Origin of the sequence: Microbulbifer bruguierae (assembly GCF_029869925.1) — a bacterium.
Taxonomy (GTDB): domain Bacteria; phylum Pseudomonadota; class Gammaproteobacteria; order Pseudomonadales; family Cellvibrionaceae; genus Microbulbifer; species Microbulbifer bruguierae.
In genome coordinates this window covers 3650338-3664387 of sequence record NZ_CP118605.1, presented here as the reverse complement: position 1 = coordinate 3664387, position 14050 = coordinate 3650338, and the positions used below count along the sequence as shown (strand labels likewise).

Here is a 14050-nt window from a genome sequence, read left to right as displayed (position 1 = left end):
CTATTCTTACCCGGCCAAAACGACCACTTATTTTTTGTACCGTTTCTAGACTAGTCGCGGCCATAAACTGCGAACCAGGTCAGGCACCACGAGCCACTCTAGTCCGGGTTCGCGAGGGCTCCAGATTCGGCACACCGGAACTGCAGATCACTTCTCTTCGTCATCAAACAGATGACCGAGCTTCCCCTTTTTCGTGGACAGGTAATTCACATTGTGTGGATTGCGGCCTGACTGGTGTGGCAGACGCTCGGTAACCTTCACCCCCAGGGCTTCCAGCGCTTTCACCTTGCGCGGATTATTTGTCATCAGGCGAATCGACTGGATGCCGAGGTGGTCAATCATCGGCTTAAGAATAGAGTAATCCCGCATATCTGCACCGAAACCCAGCTGCTCGTTGGCCTCCACGGTGTCGGCACCGGCATCCTGAAGATGGTAGGCGCGGATCTTGTTCAGCAGGCCGATCCCACGTCCCTCCTGGCGAAGATAAAACACCGCGCCGCGTCCCTCGGTGGCAATCCGGTGCAGCGCATACTGCAATTGCGCACCGCAGTCACAGCGCAGGGAAAACAACGCATCCCCGGTCAGGCACTCGGAGTGAATACGAGCCAGTACCGGCTTGTCGGTATCCAGGTCGCCCATGGTCAGGACGACATGCTCCTTGCCGGTTTCCACTTCTTCAAAACCGTGCATTTCAAACATACCCCAGGAAGTGGGCAGTTTGGAGGATTCCACATAACGAATGGTCAAACTGATACCTCGCGTCCCATCAAAATTCGTCATCAATCGCGCGCGCGCAGCAGCAACAGACCATCCTGTTGCTGCATATCCACGCGGCTCAAAAAACTGTTGCCCAACAGCGTAATCTGCGGGAAGTCATCCCCCAGCACCGAGGCTTCCACATTGTGCACCTTGATACCACCAATAGTGACGCTGTCGAGCTGTAATCGGTAAGCACGGGCCATGCCGTTGGCAGTGGAGACCGTCATTGGCTGTGCGCGGGCGAGATCCAGTCCCAGATTCCGCGCCGTCGGATAATTGAAAGCGATACTGGTCGCTCCGGTATCCACCAGTACCGGCACCTGGCGGCCGTTGATCCACGCCGTGGTGCTGTAGTGGCCGCGGCTGTCCGCAGCCAGGCGCACCTCTGCCTTTTGCACCTCGGCGTAATTCGCGGCGATCGGAGCTGACAGCGACAGTTGCTGCGTACGGCCATCGATCTCTACGGTGGCATTTTCACTGGTCACCGAGACCAGCCTCACCCCTTCCGGCGAGGTGTTGCCGGATTTCAGCAGCCGCTGCCTGCCGTCGATCTCGAACATGGCGCTGGTACCGAAAATGGCCTTTAACCGGACATCCTGCGCCGCTGCGGACAGTGACAATAGCAACAGGACCAGACTAGAAATCGCGCGCAGTTTCATCGACGCCTCGCCTCAGATCATGTGAATGAGAAAGGCCGTGCCCTGCAACACCAGCGCGGCATAGATGCCTGCGAGTATATCGTCCAACATTATCCCCAGACCACTGTGCACCCGGCGATCCGCCCAGCGAATGGGTTGCGGCTTGGCAATATCAAAGATGCGGAACAACACAAAGCCATACAGCGCCCACAACCAGCCCGCCGGAGCCAGAAACATGGTCAGCCAGTAGCCGACGAATTCGTCCCACACGATACCGCCGTGGTCGTGCACACCGAGTTTTTTCGATGCGGCACCGCACAGGTAGCAGCCCAGTACAAAGGTGACCACAATCACCGCAAGGTACAGGGGCGCCGACAAAAACTGCAGACCGTACCACAGCGGCACCGCGGCCAGTGTGCCGAAAGTCCCCGGGGCTTTTCTGGCAAGGCCGGAGCCGAAACCAAATGCGAGAAACAGTACAGGGCTGCGAATTAATTGGGCAAACGTCGGGGTCATGTTGTTATTTTCCTGCCGCTTAAAAATGCCGGTAGCCGGGCTGTGCGTGGGTCCAGGGCTCGCCGTCGAGCGTACAGCGAATGCCGCGCTCACGGGTCATTGTGCCGATACAGGTGATCGGCAGGTTCAATACATTCAGCGCTGGCAGGTGCTGCTGTGGCACGGTAAAGCAGAGCTGGTAATCGTCGCCGCCGGTAACCGCAACGGTACGCGCCTGGTCACCGCTCATTGTCTGAGCCAGCTCCGCGACCGGCACCTGATTCAGATCCAGTTCCGCGCCCAGCCCGCTGGCTTCGCAGATATGTGCCAGATCCGCCAGTAGTCCATCTGAGATATCCAGCGCGGCACTGGCATAACCGCCGATGGCGCTGGCCACGGTGAATTGCGGCTCGGGGAAATAGTAGGACGCGTCCATCTGCTGCCGCTGGATCTCGCTGCCGCCGACTTCCCCCAATACGATGGGTAGTGCGGCCGCCGCGGCGCCGAGCCGGTTGCTTACGAAGACAGAATCCCCCGCTGAGGCGCCATCCCGTCGCAGCGGCCTGTCGCAGGCACCGGTCACCTGGATGGTAATCGCCAGCGGGCCTTTGGTGGTGTCGCCACCCACCAGCTGGACATCAAACCGCTTGGCAGTATCCGCCAGCCCCTCGGCAAACCCGGCCAGCCAGTCGGCATTGCTCTCGGGAAGGGTGAGCGCGAGGGTAAACCACAGCGGCTGCGCGTTCATGGCGGCGAGGTCGGAGAGGTTTACCCGCAATGCGCGGCTGGCGATGCGGTAGGGGTCGGCGGTTGCGGGGAAGTGCACCCCGGCCACCAGGGTGTCGACACTGGTGGCGAGAGTTTTACCTGCGGGCGGGGTCAGCAGTGCACAGTCGTCGCCAATCCCCAGGACAACACCGGCCTCCGGTGCACTCCCCTGAAAACGGGCGGCAAAGAAATCCCGAATCAGCTCAAATTCACCGGGGCCGGACATAGCGGCGATCAGCCTTTATCGGCCTTCACTTCGACACTGCGCTCTTTTACTGCCACCTTGTCGAGTATGCCGTTGATAAATTTGAACGCGTCGGTGGGGCCAAATTTTTTCGCCAGGGCAACGGCTTCATTGATGACGACTTTGTAGGGTACGTCGACACGGTTTTTCATTTCGTAAGTGGACATGCGCAGCAGGGCACGGGATACCGGATCCAGTTCTTCCACATTGCGATCGAGAAACTCGCTGTAGGCACCTTCGATTTCATCGAGGTTTTTCGCTACGCCGTGGAGCAGTTCGCGAAAGTAGGCCACGTCGGTTTTGCTCATGTCGTTGTCGGCATGAAACTCGGCTTCGATGGCGTTGAGATTGGAGCCGGCCATTTGCCACTGGTACAGGGCCTGCATGGCGTAGTGGCGTGCCTTGCGGCGGGCGGATGCGGTTACGGTCATTTCAGTTCAATCCGATTCAAATTTTGCCCAGCAGGGAAACCATTTCGAGGGCGGTTTCGGCGGCTTCACAACCCTTGTTGCCGGCTTTCGTGCCGGAGCGCTCGATGGCCTGTTCGATGGAGTCTACGGTCAGTACGCCGAAGGTCACAGGGATACCGGTGTTGAGGGATACCTGGGCGAGGCCTTTGGTGCATTCGCCAGCAACGTATTCGAAGTGCGGGGTACCGCCGCGAATGACCGCGCCGAGGGCGATCACGGCATCGAATTTTTTGCTTTCGGCAATTTTCTGCGCGGCCAGCGGGAATTCGAAGGCGCCGGGGGCGTAGTAGATGGTGATGTCTTCGTCTTTGATGCCCTTGCGACGCAGGGTGTCGAGGGCGCCGTTTTTCAGGCTTTCCACAACAAAGCTGTTCCAACGGCTTACCAGCAGCGCGTATTTACCAGTGCTGCCGACGAAATCCCCTTCAATTACTTTGATATTGCTCATAGTTTTTTTCCGTTTTCTACTGGATCCCTGCTGGACCCGTCGTACTTCGGGTCTCGTGCAGTGGCGGTGGTGCACTGGGGCAAACTTTTCAGGACCGCTGTGAACCCATCCCTGGGCGCTGCGGCGCAAACATCCTGTTTGCGACGCTCCTGAAAAGTTTGCCCCAGCACCCCACCTTAAAGTTGTACATAGGTAGTAATACCCACCTATGCGTGCTCTCTTAAATCTCTTCTGCGTTCAGATATTCTTCTACTTCCAGGTCGAAGCCGGAAATAGCGCTGAATTTAAACGGCGCACTCATCAGGCGCATTTTGCGCACTTTCAGGTCGCGCAGAATCTGTGAGCCGGTGCCCACTTGTTTGTACACCAGGTCCTGGCTCGGGCGCTGCTGCTTGCCACTGATCAGCCAGTCGATGCTCTCTTCAATTTCGTCGGTGGTTTCGTTGTGGCAGATGACGACCACAATACCTTTGCCCTCTTCCGCAACTTTTTTCAGTGCACTGCGGAAGGTCCAGGGGGCGAACTTCTCGTCGCCGCGACGCAGGCTGAAGACGTCGCGCAGGGTACTGGCGACGTGAACACGGACCAGGGTCGGTTCTTCCGGCTGGAACTCGCCGAGGTAAAAGGCAAAGTGACGTTCGCGCCGGGCTTTGTCCAGGTAAGTGCGCAGTTTGAATTCGCCGAACTCGGTATGCACCTTTCGCTGGTTGACGCACTCGACGGTTTTTTCGTTGAGCGCGCGGTAGTTGATCAGGTCGGCAATAGTGCCGATCTTGAGGTTGTGGGCCTGGGCGAATTTTTCCAGGTCCGGGCGACGGGCCATGGTGCCGTCTTCGTTCATGATCTCGACGATGGCCGCCGCGCCCTCAAAGCCGGCGAGACGCGCCAGGTCGCAACCCGCTTCGGTGTGGCCGGCACGGCTGAGTACGCCGCCGGGCTGTGCCTTGATCGGGAAGATATGCCCGGGCTGAACGATATCGGATGGTTTGGCGTTGCGAGCGACCGCTGCGCGGATCGTGCGCGCGCGGTCGGCGGCGGAGATGCCGGTGGTTACGCCTTCGGCCGCTTCGATGGAGACGGTGAAGTTGGTGCTGAACTGGGCGCCGTTGTCCCGAGACATCAGCGGCAGGTCCAGCTGCTCGCAGCGCTCCGCCGTCAGGGTCAGGCAGATGAGACCGCGGGCGTGGGTGGCCATGAAGTTGATATCTTCCGGCCGAACCTGCTCGGCGGCGATCACGAGGTCACCCTCGTTCTCGCGATCTTCGTCGTCCATCAGGATTACCATTTTGCCCTGGCGGATATCGTCGATCAGTTCTTCAACGCTATTCAGTTCCATAACTCTCTCAAATCGTGTTTGGCAATTCTTTTGGGCTTGCCCCATGTTTCTTTTGTAGGAGCCTGCTTGCAGGCGAACCGCTTCGATTCTGTTCGCCTGCAAGCAGACTCCTACTGGTGCTAGGCCTTGTAAAAACCGTGCTGGGCGAGGAATTCCATGGTCAGACCATCGCTCTGCGACTTGGCCGCGGCATCCCCCAAGAGTAGCCGCTCCAGGTAGCGCGCAATCAGGTCCACTTCCAGGTTCACCCGAGTGCCAGCCCGGTAACCGCCGATCACGGTCTCCGCAATGGTGTGGGGCACGATGGTGAGCTCGAATTCGGCACCGTCTACCGCGTTCACCGTCAGGCTGGTGCCATCCACGGTAATCGAGCCCTTGTGGGCGATGTATTTGGCCAGCTCGTCCGGGGCACGCAGGCGGAACTGTTCGGCGCGGGCGGTGGTTTTACGCCATACCACTTCGCCAATACCATCCACGTGGCCACTGACCATATGGCCGCCAAGGCGGGTCTGGGGCGTGAGGGCCTTTTCCAGATTCACCTTATCGCCGAGTTTCCAGTCTTTCAGGGTAGCGACCGCGAGCGTCTCGGCCGAAACGTCCGCCCAGTAACCGTCACCAGGCAGTTCGACCACGGTGAGGCAGACGCCGTTGGTGGCAATACTGTCACCCAGTTTCACGTCGGACAAATCCAGCTTGCCGGTTTTCACCCGCAGGCGCAGGTCGCCACCTTTTGGCTGTAACGCGGATATTTCGCCAACCGCTTCAACGATTCCGGTGAACAATTCGATGTGCCTCTAACGCTCTATGTCCGTGGTGGCAGTAATACGCCAGTCGTGGCCGACTGCACGCATATCGGTAATGGTGATGGGCAGCATGGAACCCATGCGCTCAATCGGCAGCTCAAACAGCGGTCTGGCGCTGGAGCCGAGAATCTTGGGCGCCACATAGACGATGATCTCGTCCACGTGGCCCTGGTACATAAAGGCACCGGAGAGGGTCGCACCACTCTCGACCAACACTTCGTTGCACTCGCGACGGGCGAGCTCTTTCAGCAGTTCCCCCAGGTGCACTCGGCCTTCTTTGTCCGCCGCCAAGACCAGTACTTCGGCACCGGTCTTTTCCAGCCGCACACGGCGCTCGCTGTCCGCCGCTTCCGTGGTGACCACCAATGTGGGGGCGTCGCCCTGCAATATAAAGGCTTTCGCCGGCGTGCGCAGTTTGCTGTCGACGATCACCCGCAGAGGCTGCTTTTCTGCCGCTGCGGCAGCCAGCGCCGGCTCCAGCGCCATCTCTTCCGGGCGCACATTCATGTTCGGGTTGTCGTGGCGCACGGTGTCCACGCCGGTAATGATCGCGCAGCTGCGCGCGCGCAGGTTCTGCACATCGGCGCGGGCGGCGGGGCCGGTGACCCACTTGGATTCCCCACTGGCCATGGCGGTACGGCCGTCGATACTCATCGCGGACTTGCTGCGCACCAGCGGCAGTCCCAGGGTCATGCGCTTGATAAAACCCGGATTCAGGGCGCGGCAGGATTCTTCCAGCAGAGGGCCTTCCACTTCAATGCCCGCATCGCGCAGTTTTTGTAACCCCTGGCCACCAACACTGGGGTTGGGGTCTTCCATGCCATATACGACCTTGGCCACGCCGGCAGCAATCAGCGCATCGGCACAAGGACCGGTCTTGCCGCTGTGACTGCAGGGTTCCAGTGTGACGTAGGCGATATTGCCTTTTGCACTGCCTCCAGCCGCTTTAAGGGCTTCGACTTCGGCGTGCCCTTCGCCGGCGCACTTGTGCCAGCCCTCAGCGAGGATATTGCCCGCGCTGTCGGCGATCACGCAGCCAACCCGGGGGTTGGGCATGGTGGTATAGAGACCGCGCTCTGCCAGCTGGATGGCGCGGGCCATCAGTTCCCTCGGGCTCACGACACGTCTCCGGGTTCGGCGGTGGCTTTGCCGCGGGTATTGAGGCGTTCGATCTCGTCGCTGAAGTCGCTGACGTCCTCAAAACGGCGGTAGACCGAGGCAAAACGCACGTAGGCGACCTGATCCAGCTCCCGCAACTGTTCCATCACCAGTTCGCCGATGCGCATGGCGGGCAGTTCCCGTTCGCCGGTGGCCTGCAGGGCGTGTTTGATCTGGGCCACAGCCGCTTCCACGCGCTCGGTGCTGACCGGGCGTTTCTCCACCGCGCGCTGGATACCGGCGCGGAGCTTGTCTTCGTTGAAGGGTTCGCGCTGGCCGTTCTGCTTGACCACACGGGGCAGCAGCAATTCGGCGGTTTCAAAGGTGGTGAAACGCTCGTGGCACTGCAGACATTCGCGACGACGGCGCACCTGGTCGCCATCGGCTACCAGGCGGGAATCGACAACTTTGGTTTCGTCTGCGCTGCAGAAGGGACAGTGCATGGGGAGGAGGCCCTGTAAAAAAGTGGGCGAGATTTTACCACAGCGTGGGGAATAAACCGCATTTGGCAGAATCTGAGGCCCGCAGGCGTTTTAGGCTCACAAATAAAAACGGCCCCTTACCGGGGCCGTTTTTTGCGCAATGTACCCGGGCTCAACCCAGGTATGGTTTGCCCGTTATCCCTTGTATACGGGGAACTTCGCACAAATTTCCAGCACCTTGACCTTCACTTCGGCGATGGTCGCATCGGCGTTGCCTTTCTCCAGCGCATCGAGGATGTCGCAGATCCAGTTGGTGAGCTGCTTGGTCTCTTCCACACCGAAGCCACGGGTGGTGATCGCCGGGGTACCGACACGCAGGCCGCTGGTGATGAAGGGGGAGCGCGGGTCGTTGGGAACCGCGTTCTTGTTCACGGTGATGTTGGCGTTGCCCAGGGCTTCGTCCGCATCCTTACCTGTGTACTCCTTGCCGATCAGATCCACCAGCATCAGGTGGTCGTCGGTGCCGCCGGAAACGATGTTGATGCCGCGATCCAGGAAGGTGGCCGCCATGGCGCGAGCGTTTTCCACTACCTTCTTCTGGTACGCCTTGTATTCAGGGCTCATGGCTTCCTTGAAGGAAACTGCCTTGGCCGCGATCACGTGCATCAGCGGGCCACCTTGGCCGCCCGGGAATACCGCGCTGTTCAGTTTCTTCTCGATCTCTTCGTTGGCCTTGGCAATGATGATGCCGCCGCGGGGACCGCGCAGGGTTTTGTGGGTGGTGGAGGTCACCACGTCCGCGTGGGGTACCGGAGACGGGTAAACACCTGCGGCTACCAGACCGGCAACGTGGGCCATATCGACCATCAGGTAAGCACCAACCTTGTCGGCGATGGTGCGGAACTTGGCCCAGTCCATGATACGGCTGTAGGCAGAGAACCCGGCCACGATCATTTTCGGCTTGTGCTCCAGGGCCAGGCGCTCTACTTCTTCGTAGTCCACTTCGCCGGTGTCGGCGTTCAGACCGTACTGTACGGCGTTGTACATTTTGCCGGAGAAGTTAACCTTGGCACCGTGGGTAAGGTGGCCACCGTGGGCCAGACTCATACCGAGTACGGTGTCGCCCGGGGCACACAGCGCCTGATAAACCGCGGCGTTGGCCTGGGAGCCGGAGTGCGGCTGGACGTTGGCGTAGTCGGCGCCGAACAGCTCTTTGGCGCGCTCGATGGCCAAGGCTTCTACCTTGTCGACATACTCACAACCACCGTAGTAGCGCTTGCCCGGGTAACCTTCGGCGTACTTGTTGGTCAGGCTGGTACCCTGGGCTTCCATGACCTGCGGGCTGGTGTAGTTTTCCGAGGCAATCAGCTCGATGTGTTCTTCCTGGCGGCGGTCTTCGTCCTGAATGGCAGACCACACATCGGGATCATATGAAGCAAGAGTGACGGATTTATCAAACATGGTGTTCCCTCGGATGATAAGGCGCAGATCGCGCAAGCATAATCTCGACAAGGGCAAATCCCGACCCATTTGTGACCGGCCCGCCCCAGAAAGCGGCGCATTGTACACCAAGCCGCTGGCCGCGGTGCAAAGGGTGCACGTGAAACAAATTCAATCCAGCGCCCAACTCTGCTCAAGTTACCAGGATCGGGAGAATCATCCGGAACGAAAGTACCAGCTGACGCAAGTATCAACAGTTAGTGACGTACCGCTATAGCAGTACGCGGTGGCCTGAAACTTCCACCAGCTGTCCGCGGTAGCCGTAGACCTGCTCCACCAGATCCGGCTGCAGCAGTTCGTCCGGAGCGCCATCGGCCAGGACGCTACCACTGGAGAGCATCACCATGCGGTCGGCGTAGCGGGCGGCGAGGTTGAGGTCGTGCAGAACTGCCACCACTGCCGTATTTTCGTCGGCAACCTCCCGCGCCAAGGACAGCACCTGGTGCTGGTGCTTGAGGTCCAGTGCCGAGGTGGGTTCGTCCAGCAGCAATATGCGCTCATCTCCCGGGTCAGCAAGGCTGAGCTGGGACAGCACTCGCGCCAGCTGCACACGCTGTTTTTCCCCGCCAGAAAGACTGGGAAACAGTCGGTCCCGCAGCTGCCAGACATCGGCCCGCTGCATAAAGTACCCGCCCCGCTCCTCCTGCTCCGACCGCGATAAGCTGCCGGGGGCCAGCCCCAGCTGCACGACTTCGGCGCAGGTGAAGGCAAAATTCAGGCTTGAATTCTGCGGCAGCAAGCCGTAGCGGCGCGCCAACGCTCGGTGCTCCTGTGGAGTGCGGTACCAGTCCTGCTGCGGCCGCCCGAATAGTTGAATGCTTCCGCTGTAATTCAATTCGCCACTGATGGCACGCAGCAGCGAGGTTTTGCCGCAGCCATTGGGCCCGAGCAGCGCGGTGACTTCACCACACCTGAAGCCCAGGGATATGTTTTTCAGCAGCGGATCACTGGCGCGGGGGTAGGAAATTCCGAGATTGTCGATCTGAATCAGCACGGGCACCCCTCAAAAAATCTGCCGGCGCTGCTGCCACAGCAGGTAAATAAAGAAAGGGGCTCCCAACAGTGCCGTCAGAATACCTACCGGCATTTCCGCCGGCGCCACCAGAGTACGCGCAACCGTATCCGCCACTACCAGCAACAGACCACCGGCCAGCACACTATAGGGCAACAGGAAACGGTGATCCGGCCCGCGCAACAGGCGAATGGTGTGCGGCACCACAAGGCCAATAAAGCCGATCATCCCCGAGACCGATACCGCCGCGCCCATGGCAATCGCGGTGACTACAATCATCAATTGTTTGAGGCGCGCCACATCCACCCCGAGGTGGCGGGCTTCTGACTCCCCCAGCAGCAGCGCATTCAGTGCCGGCGCACGTCGCCACAGCAATGCACCAGCCACCACCAGTACGGATGCCGCCATGGCCACAGAGCTCCAGGTCGCACCGCCAAGGGTCCCCATCTGCCAAAGAGTGATATCCCTTAAGGCGCGATCATCTGCCACGTAATTGAGCAGGCCAATTGCCGCACCGGCCAGCGCATAGATCGCGACACCCGCCAGCAGCATCATCACCACCGATTTGCCGCGATCACCCAGGCGATAGACCAGCCAGGTGCTCAAAGCTCCCCCAAGGCTGGCGGCGACAGGTAATAGCAGCCAGTGGATACTACTGAACAAGCCGCCAGCGAATGTCGTCAGTGCCGCACCGCTGGCAAATACCAGTACAAATGCCGCACCCACCCCGGCACCAGCAGAAACACCAATAATTCCCGGATCCGCCAGCGGGTTGCGAAACAACCCCTGCATCACCGCCCCGCAAAGCCCCAGGATACCGCCCACAATCAGCCCCAGCAGCAGTCGCGGCAGACGAATCTCACCGAGTACCAGCGAATATTGCGCCGGCACATCCAGACTCAAAAAACCCGGCCAGCCCCACTGCATCAGCCCGGCGAGTACATCCCGCCAGCCGATGCTCATGGCACCCACACCGAGTGACAGGCAGCTGCCAATCAACAACAGCGCCACCAGTGCCGGCAACAGACTTTTATCAGTCAGGCGAAATTCCAACGGAGGGATACCTCAAATACGGGATGTTCGGTGATCTATTCGAATAGAGGTGGCAAGCTGCCACTCCCCGGCTTACTTACCTGCAAATTTTTCGTTCAGTTTTTTCGCTTCACTCAGGCTCGCAAGGCCGATGCCACCCAACAGGGCATAGCCATCTACGGAGTAAAACGCCTGTTTTTTGCCGGCCGGGGTCAGCTTCAGTAGCGGCTGCCACTCCAGCAGCGCCGCACCACCACGCAACTGTTCCGCCTGATCATTGGAAAACAGAATCCAGTCCGGGCGCAGCTGCAGCAACGCCTCATCCGACAACTGTTTATAGCCGGAAAAATCCACCGCGTTCACGCCCCCGGCAAGGCGAATCAGGCTGTCAGGGCTGGTACCGGTGCCGGCCGCTTTTACTCCACGCCCCTGCTGGGCACGCACAAACAGAATGCGCGGCGGCGTCGACAGCGTTGCACGGGCACGCTTTAGCGCGCGCAGTTGTGCGACGACCAGCTTGCTCAGTTCTGCCGCAGGCTTTCCCAGCACACCAGAAAGGCGGTCGATGTTGGCCAGCAACTGCTCACCATTTTCCGCCTCCGACAACTGCAGCACCGCCACGCCGGAATCCTTCAGCAACTGCAGGGTGTTTGCCGGCCCCATATGATCCCCCCCCACCAACAATTGTGGGTTCTGCGCCAACAACCCCTCCACCGGCAACTGGCGGTAATACCCCACCACAGGCACTTTTGGGAAATCCGCCGGCAACCGGGTGGAGGAGTCCACCGCGATCAGGCTGTCACCGCCACCGAGTGCCAACACCAGCTCAGTAATGGAGTGGCCGGCACTGATTACCCGTTCGGGAGCAGCCGCCCAGCTATTACCAAACGTCAGTACTAAAACTGCAGTGGAAGCCATTGCCGCCAATTTTTTAGCCAGGGTTTTCATGGTTCGAATCCCGTCGATAACGTTCGCAAAAATGAAAAACAAAAAATGCACAAATAAAATTTGTTACTTGGTTATTGATTCGCTGAGTCCGGCTGCAATGCGATCTCCGCCACGTCTACGCCCTCTTTCTGCAACAGTGCAAGCAGATCCAGCATCCGCTGCACCGGCACATTGCGATCACTGGCCAGGGCCACCGGGCGTTGGGGATTGGCCAGCAGTGCGGCCATCAGCGCCTGCTCAAACTCACCCTGATTACTGTAGCCACGATCATCGATACCCCACAGGTCGGGGCCGCGATTGGACAGGGAAACGGTCAGCGGGTCAGACGGCATGGCCGCGGCTGTGTGCTCACTGGCCGGCAGGTCCATCGGCAGGGAAGTCAGGCGCATATTCGCGGTCAACAGCAGGAATACCAGCACGATAAAAATGATATCCAGCAACGGAGTCAGATCCGGCGCCAGATTGGCCAGCGAAAATTCTCGTCTGTTGGGCGGGTTGATATTGATCACGCTGCGGGTACCGCCAGATCGCAATTTGATGTCGGGTTGCGCCCTTTTTCCCTCGCCGCCAGCACCCGTTTGCAGGCGCAGGGGTCCAGCCCCTCCAGCCAGAGACTGCCGCGGTTAAACAGGTGCTCCAGATCTGCCACGGTGCGGTCGCTCCAGATCGCCAGCAGGTGCGCACCGGCAATGGCCGGCAGCGCGACAATCAGGCCCGCAGCGGTGGTGCTCATGGCCATTCCCAGGCCGTCCGCCAACAGCGCCGGGGTCACCGCCTCATGGCTGCCGGAGAGCCCGGCAAACATGCCGATCAATCCCAGCACCGTACCCAGCAAGCCCAGCAGTGGGCTGATAATGCCAATGACCATCAACAGACGCAGACCGCTGTGCAGCTGGCGGCGCTGCTCCTGAAGCCAGACGGCCGCCACCTCTTCGCGCTGTTTTTTTTCTGTATTGCGGTGCTGCAGCAGCAGTGCGGTGGCGCGGCTGGCGAGCGCGCGCTCACCTTCACATTGCTGTGCCAGCTGATCCAAACCGGATTGAGCGGTGCACTGCAGCCGCTTGAAAGAACCGCTGATACCGCGATGGCCGGTAATCAACAAGAACCACAAGCGCTCTCCCAGCAGCGCCAGGGCCGCCGCAGAAACAACCAGCAGTGGCCAGCCCATGGGCCCCAGCTGGGCGAAAAATTCTGACCAGGTTTGATGCTCGAACATATTTCACTCAATGGTCGGGTACGGTCGTAGCCGCACGATAAATTATCGCCACCGGTTACAGCGAAAACCGGATGGGCAGGCGCACTCGAGACAGGCGCGCGCGCCCGTTTTCCTTGTAGGGCAGAAAATGCCAGGACTCCACGGCCTGCAGCGCCGCCTCATCGAGACTGTCTACCCCGGAGGACTGCAACAACCGCCGAATCACCTGAGCGCCATTGCGGTCCAGCCGCACCTCTACGATCACGGTGCCCTGCTGCCGGCGCTGTCGCGCCAGTTCCGGGTACACCGGCGCTGCGGGCGGACGGGCGAATGCGGGGCGCTCCACCAATACCGGCTCATCCCCCACACTTTGCTGGCGACTCTGCGGAGCAGTAGCAACCTGGGTATTCACCGCGGCCGCGGACGCTGATGGCGTTTCTGCTCCCGGCAGTGGCGCGACGTCCGGCTGATCAACGGGTTGGACAATCGGTTGTACTGGCACCTGCCCCACCGGTTGTACTTGTTCCGGCGTTTTCTTTTTGGGCTTTGACGGCTCGATTTTTTTAACGGGCTCTGGTTTAACAGGCTCTATCGCTGTCGCTTGCACGGCCGTCTCGGGCTGTACTTCGGGCGGCTGCGCCGCAAGTTTTAACTGCCCCAACTTCAGCGCTACCGACCCGGAAGGTGCCGTCACTGCCGGTGCCGGCGCAGCCCACAGCAGCCACCCGTGCAAGGCGAGCGAGCAGATCACCATCACTGTCAGGCGCAAGTTCACGCTGAAGTTTTCCCCGTATTTTTAATTTATTGAATTTCTGGCAAGAC

17 protein-coding genes are annotated in these 14050 nt (G+C 59.9%); all 17 read right to left on the bottom strand.

Features of this window, described 5'->3' with window-relative positions:
* Positions 1-147: 147 nt before the first annotated feature.
* The 17 genes from ribA to PVT68_RS15120 all read right to left on the bottom strand — a co-directional run bounded on the left by ribA (position 148) and on the right by PVT68_RS15120 (position 14003).
* Positions 148-747: a GTP cyclohydrolase II gene (gene ribA / locus PVT68_RS15200; protein ID WP_280319448.1), complete on the bottom strand. Its 600-nt coding sequence runs from the start codon at positions 745-747 to the stop codon at positions 148-150.
* Positions 748-779: 32 nt separating this feature from the next.
* A complete protein-coding gene (locus PVT68_RS15195) occupies positions 780-1418 on the bottom strand; it encodes a retropepsin-like aspartic protease family protein (protein WP_280319445.1) in 639 nt (212 codons plus the stop codon).
* 12 nt (positions 1419-1430) lie between these two features.
* Complete coding sequence (locus tag PVT68_RS15190; RefSeq protein ID WP_280319443.1) at positions 1431-1913, bottom strand: phosphatidylglycerophosphatase A family protein; 483 nt, start codon at positions 1911-1913, stop codon at positions 1431-1433.
* Between the two features lie 19 nt (positions 1914-1932).
* Positions 1933-2886 carry a thiamine-phosphate kinase gene (gene thiL / locus PVT68_RS15185; RefSeq protein ID WP_280319441.1) on the bottom strand — a complete coding sequence of 318 codons (954 nt, stop codon included), beginning with the start codon at positions 2884-2886 and terminating at the stop codon, positions 1933-1935.
* 8 nt (positions 2887-2894) lie between these two features.
* The gene (gene nusB, locus PVT68_RS15180; RefSeq protein ID WP_280319440.1) at positions 2895-3335 is read right to left on the bottom strand and encodes a transcription antitermination factor NusB; all 441 of its coding nucleotides are present in this window, start codon (positions 3333-3335) and stop codon (positions 2895-2897) included.
* A gap of 16 nt (positions 3336-3351) precedes the next feature.
* On the bottom strand, positions 3352-3822 hold the full coding sequence (gene ribH / locus PVT68_RS15175) for a 6,7-dimethyl-8-ribityllumazine synthase (protein ID WP_280319438.1): 471 nt from the start codon (positions 3820-3822) through the stop codon (positions 3352-3354).
* A gap of 220 nt (positions 3823-4042) precedes the next feature.
* Positions 4043-5158, bottom strand: coding sequence for a bifunctional 3,4-dihydroxy-2-butanone-4-phosphate synthase/GTP cyclohydrolase II (gene ribBA, locus PVT68_RS15170; RefSeq protein ID WP_280319436.1), 1116 nt, complete (start codon positions 5156-5158; stop codon positions 4043-4045).
* Between the two features lie 119 nt (positions 5159-5277).
* On the bottom strand, positions 5278-5940 hold the full coding sequence (locus tag PVT68_RS15165; protein ID WP_280319434.1) for a riboflavin synthase: 663 nt from the start codon (positions 5938-5940) through the stop codon (positions 5278-5280).
* A gap of 12 nt (positions 5941-5952) precedes the next feature.
* Complete coding sequence (ribD, locus tag PVT68_RS15160; RefSeq protein WP_280322538.1) at positions 5953-7062, bottom strand: bifunctional diaminohydroxyphosphoribosylaminopyrimidine deaminase/5-amino-6-(5-phosphoribosylamino)uracil reductase RibD; 1110 nt, start codon at positions 7060-7062, stop codon at positions 5953-5955.
* Positions 7063-7076: 14 nt separating this feature from the next.
* Entirely contained in the window at positions 7077-7562 is a 486-nt protein-coding gene (nrdR, locus tag PVT68_RS15155) for a transcriptional regulator NrdR (RefSeq protein WP_280319432.1), read from the bottom strand.
* Between the two features lie 174 nt (positions 7563-7736).
* A complete protein-coding gene (gene glyA, locus PVT68_RS15150) occupies positions 7737-9002 on the bottom strand; it encodes a serine hydroxymethyltransferase (protein WP_280319430.1) in 1266 nt (421 codons plus the stop codon).
* 250 nt (positions 9003-9252) lie between these two features.
* A complete protein-coding gene (locus PVT68_RS15145; RefSeq protein WP_280319428.1) occupies positions 9253-10035 on the bottom strand; it encodes a heme ABC transporter ATP-binding protein in 783 nt (260 codons plus the stop codon).
* 9 nt (positions 10036-10044) lie between these two features.
* Positions 10045-11106 carry a FecCD family ABC transporter permease gene (locus PVT68_RS15140; protein WP_280319426.1) on the bottom strand — a complete coding sequence of 354 codons (1062 nt, stop codon included), beginning with the start codon at positions 11104-11106 and terminating at the stop codon, positions 10045-10047.
* A 72-nt stretch (positions 11107-11178) separates the two neighbouring features.
* Positions 11179-12033 (bottom strand): heme/hemin ABC transporter substrate-binding protein, encoded by an 855-nt coding sequence (locus PVT68_RS15135; protein ID WP_280319425.1) that lies wholly within the window; start codon positions 12031-12033, stop codon positions 11179-11181.
* 71 nt (positions 12034-12104) lie between these two features.
* A complete protein-coding gene (locus PVT68_RS15130; RefSeq protein WP_280319423.1) occupies positions 12105-12542 on the bottom strand; it encodes an ExbD/TolR family protein in 438 nt (145 codons plus the stop codon).
* Positions 12539-13249: a MotA/TolQ/ExbB proton channel family protein gene (locus PVT68_RS15125; protein WP_280319421.1), complete on the bottom strand. Its 711-nt coding sequence runs from the start codon at positions 13247-13249 to the stop codon at positions 12539-12541. The genes PVT68_RS15130 and PVT68_RS15125 overlap by 4 nt, the downstream gene beginning before the upstream one ends.
* Positions 13250-13304: 55 nt before the next feature.
* Complete coding sequence (locus tag PVT68_RS15120) at positions 13305-14003, bottom strand: energy transducer TonB (protein ID WP_280319419.1); 699 nt, start codon at positions 14001-14003, stop codon at positions 13305-13307.
* Positions 14004-14050 lie beyond the last annotated feature (47 nt).

What these genes read in the sequence shown, in the direction of transcription:
- PVT68_RS15125 (WP_280319421.1), bottom strand. Translation starts at nt 13,249, where the DNA reads ATGTTCGAGCATCAAACCTGGTCAGAATTTTTCGCCCAGCTGGGGCCC.
- ribBA (WP_280319436.1), bottom strand. Translation starts at nt 5,158, where the DNA reads ATGGAACTGAATAGCGTTGAAGAACTGATCGACGATATCCGCCAGGGC.
- thiL (WP_280319441.1), bottom strand. Translation starts at nt 2,886, where the DNA reads ATGTCCGGCCCCGGTGAATTTGAGCTGATTCGGGATTTCTTTGCCGCC.
- ribH (WP_280319438.1), bottom strand. Translation starts at nt 3,822, where the DNA reads ATGAGCAATATCAAAGTAATTGAAGGGGATTTCGTCGGCAGCACTGGT.
- nusB (WP_280319440.1), bottom strand. Translation starts at nt 3,335, where the DNA reads ATGACCGTAACCGCATCCGCCCGCCGCAAGGCACGCCACTACGCCATG.
- glyA (WP_280319430.1), bottom strand. Translation starts at nt 9,002, where the DNA reads ATGTTTGATAAATCCGTCACTCTTGCTTCATATGATCCCGATGTGTGG.
- nrdR (WP_280319432.1), bottom strand. Translation starts at nt 7,562, where the DNA reads ATGCACTGTCCCTTCTGCAGCGCAGACGAAACCAAAGTTGTCGATTCC.
- PVT68_RS15195 (WP_280319445.1), bottom strand. Translation starts at nt 1,418, where the DNA reads ATGAAACTGCGCGCGATTTCTAGTCTGGTCCTGTTGCTATTGTCACTG.
- PVT68_RS15135 (WP_280319425.1), bottom strand. Translation starts at nt 12,033, where the DNA reads ATGAAAACCCTGGCTAAAAAATTGGCGGCAATGGCTTCCACTGCAGTT.
- ribD (WP_280322538.1), bottom strand. Translation starts at nt 7,062, where the DNA reads ATGGCCCGCGCCATCCAGCTGGCAGAGCGCGGTCTCTATACCACCATG.
- PVT68_RS15190 (WP_280319443.1), bottom strand. Translation starts at nt 1,913, where the DNA reads ATGACCCCGACGTTTGCCCAATTAATTCGCAGCCCTGTACTGTTTCTC.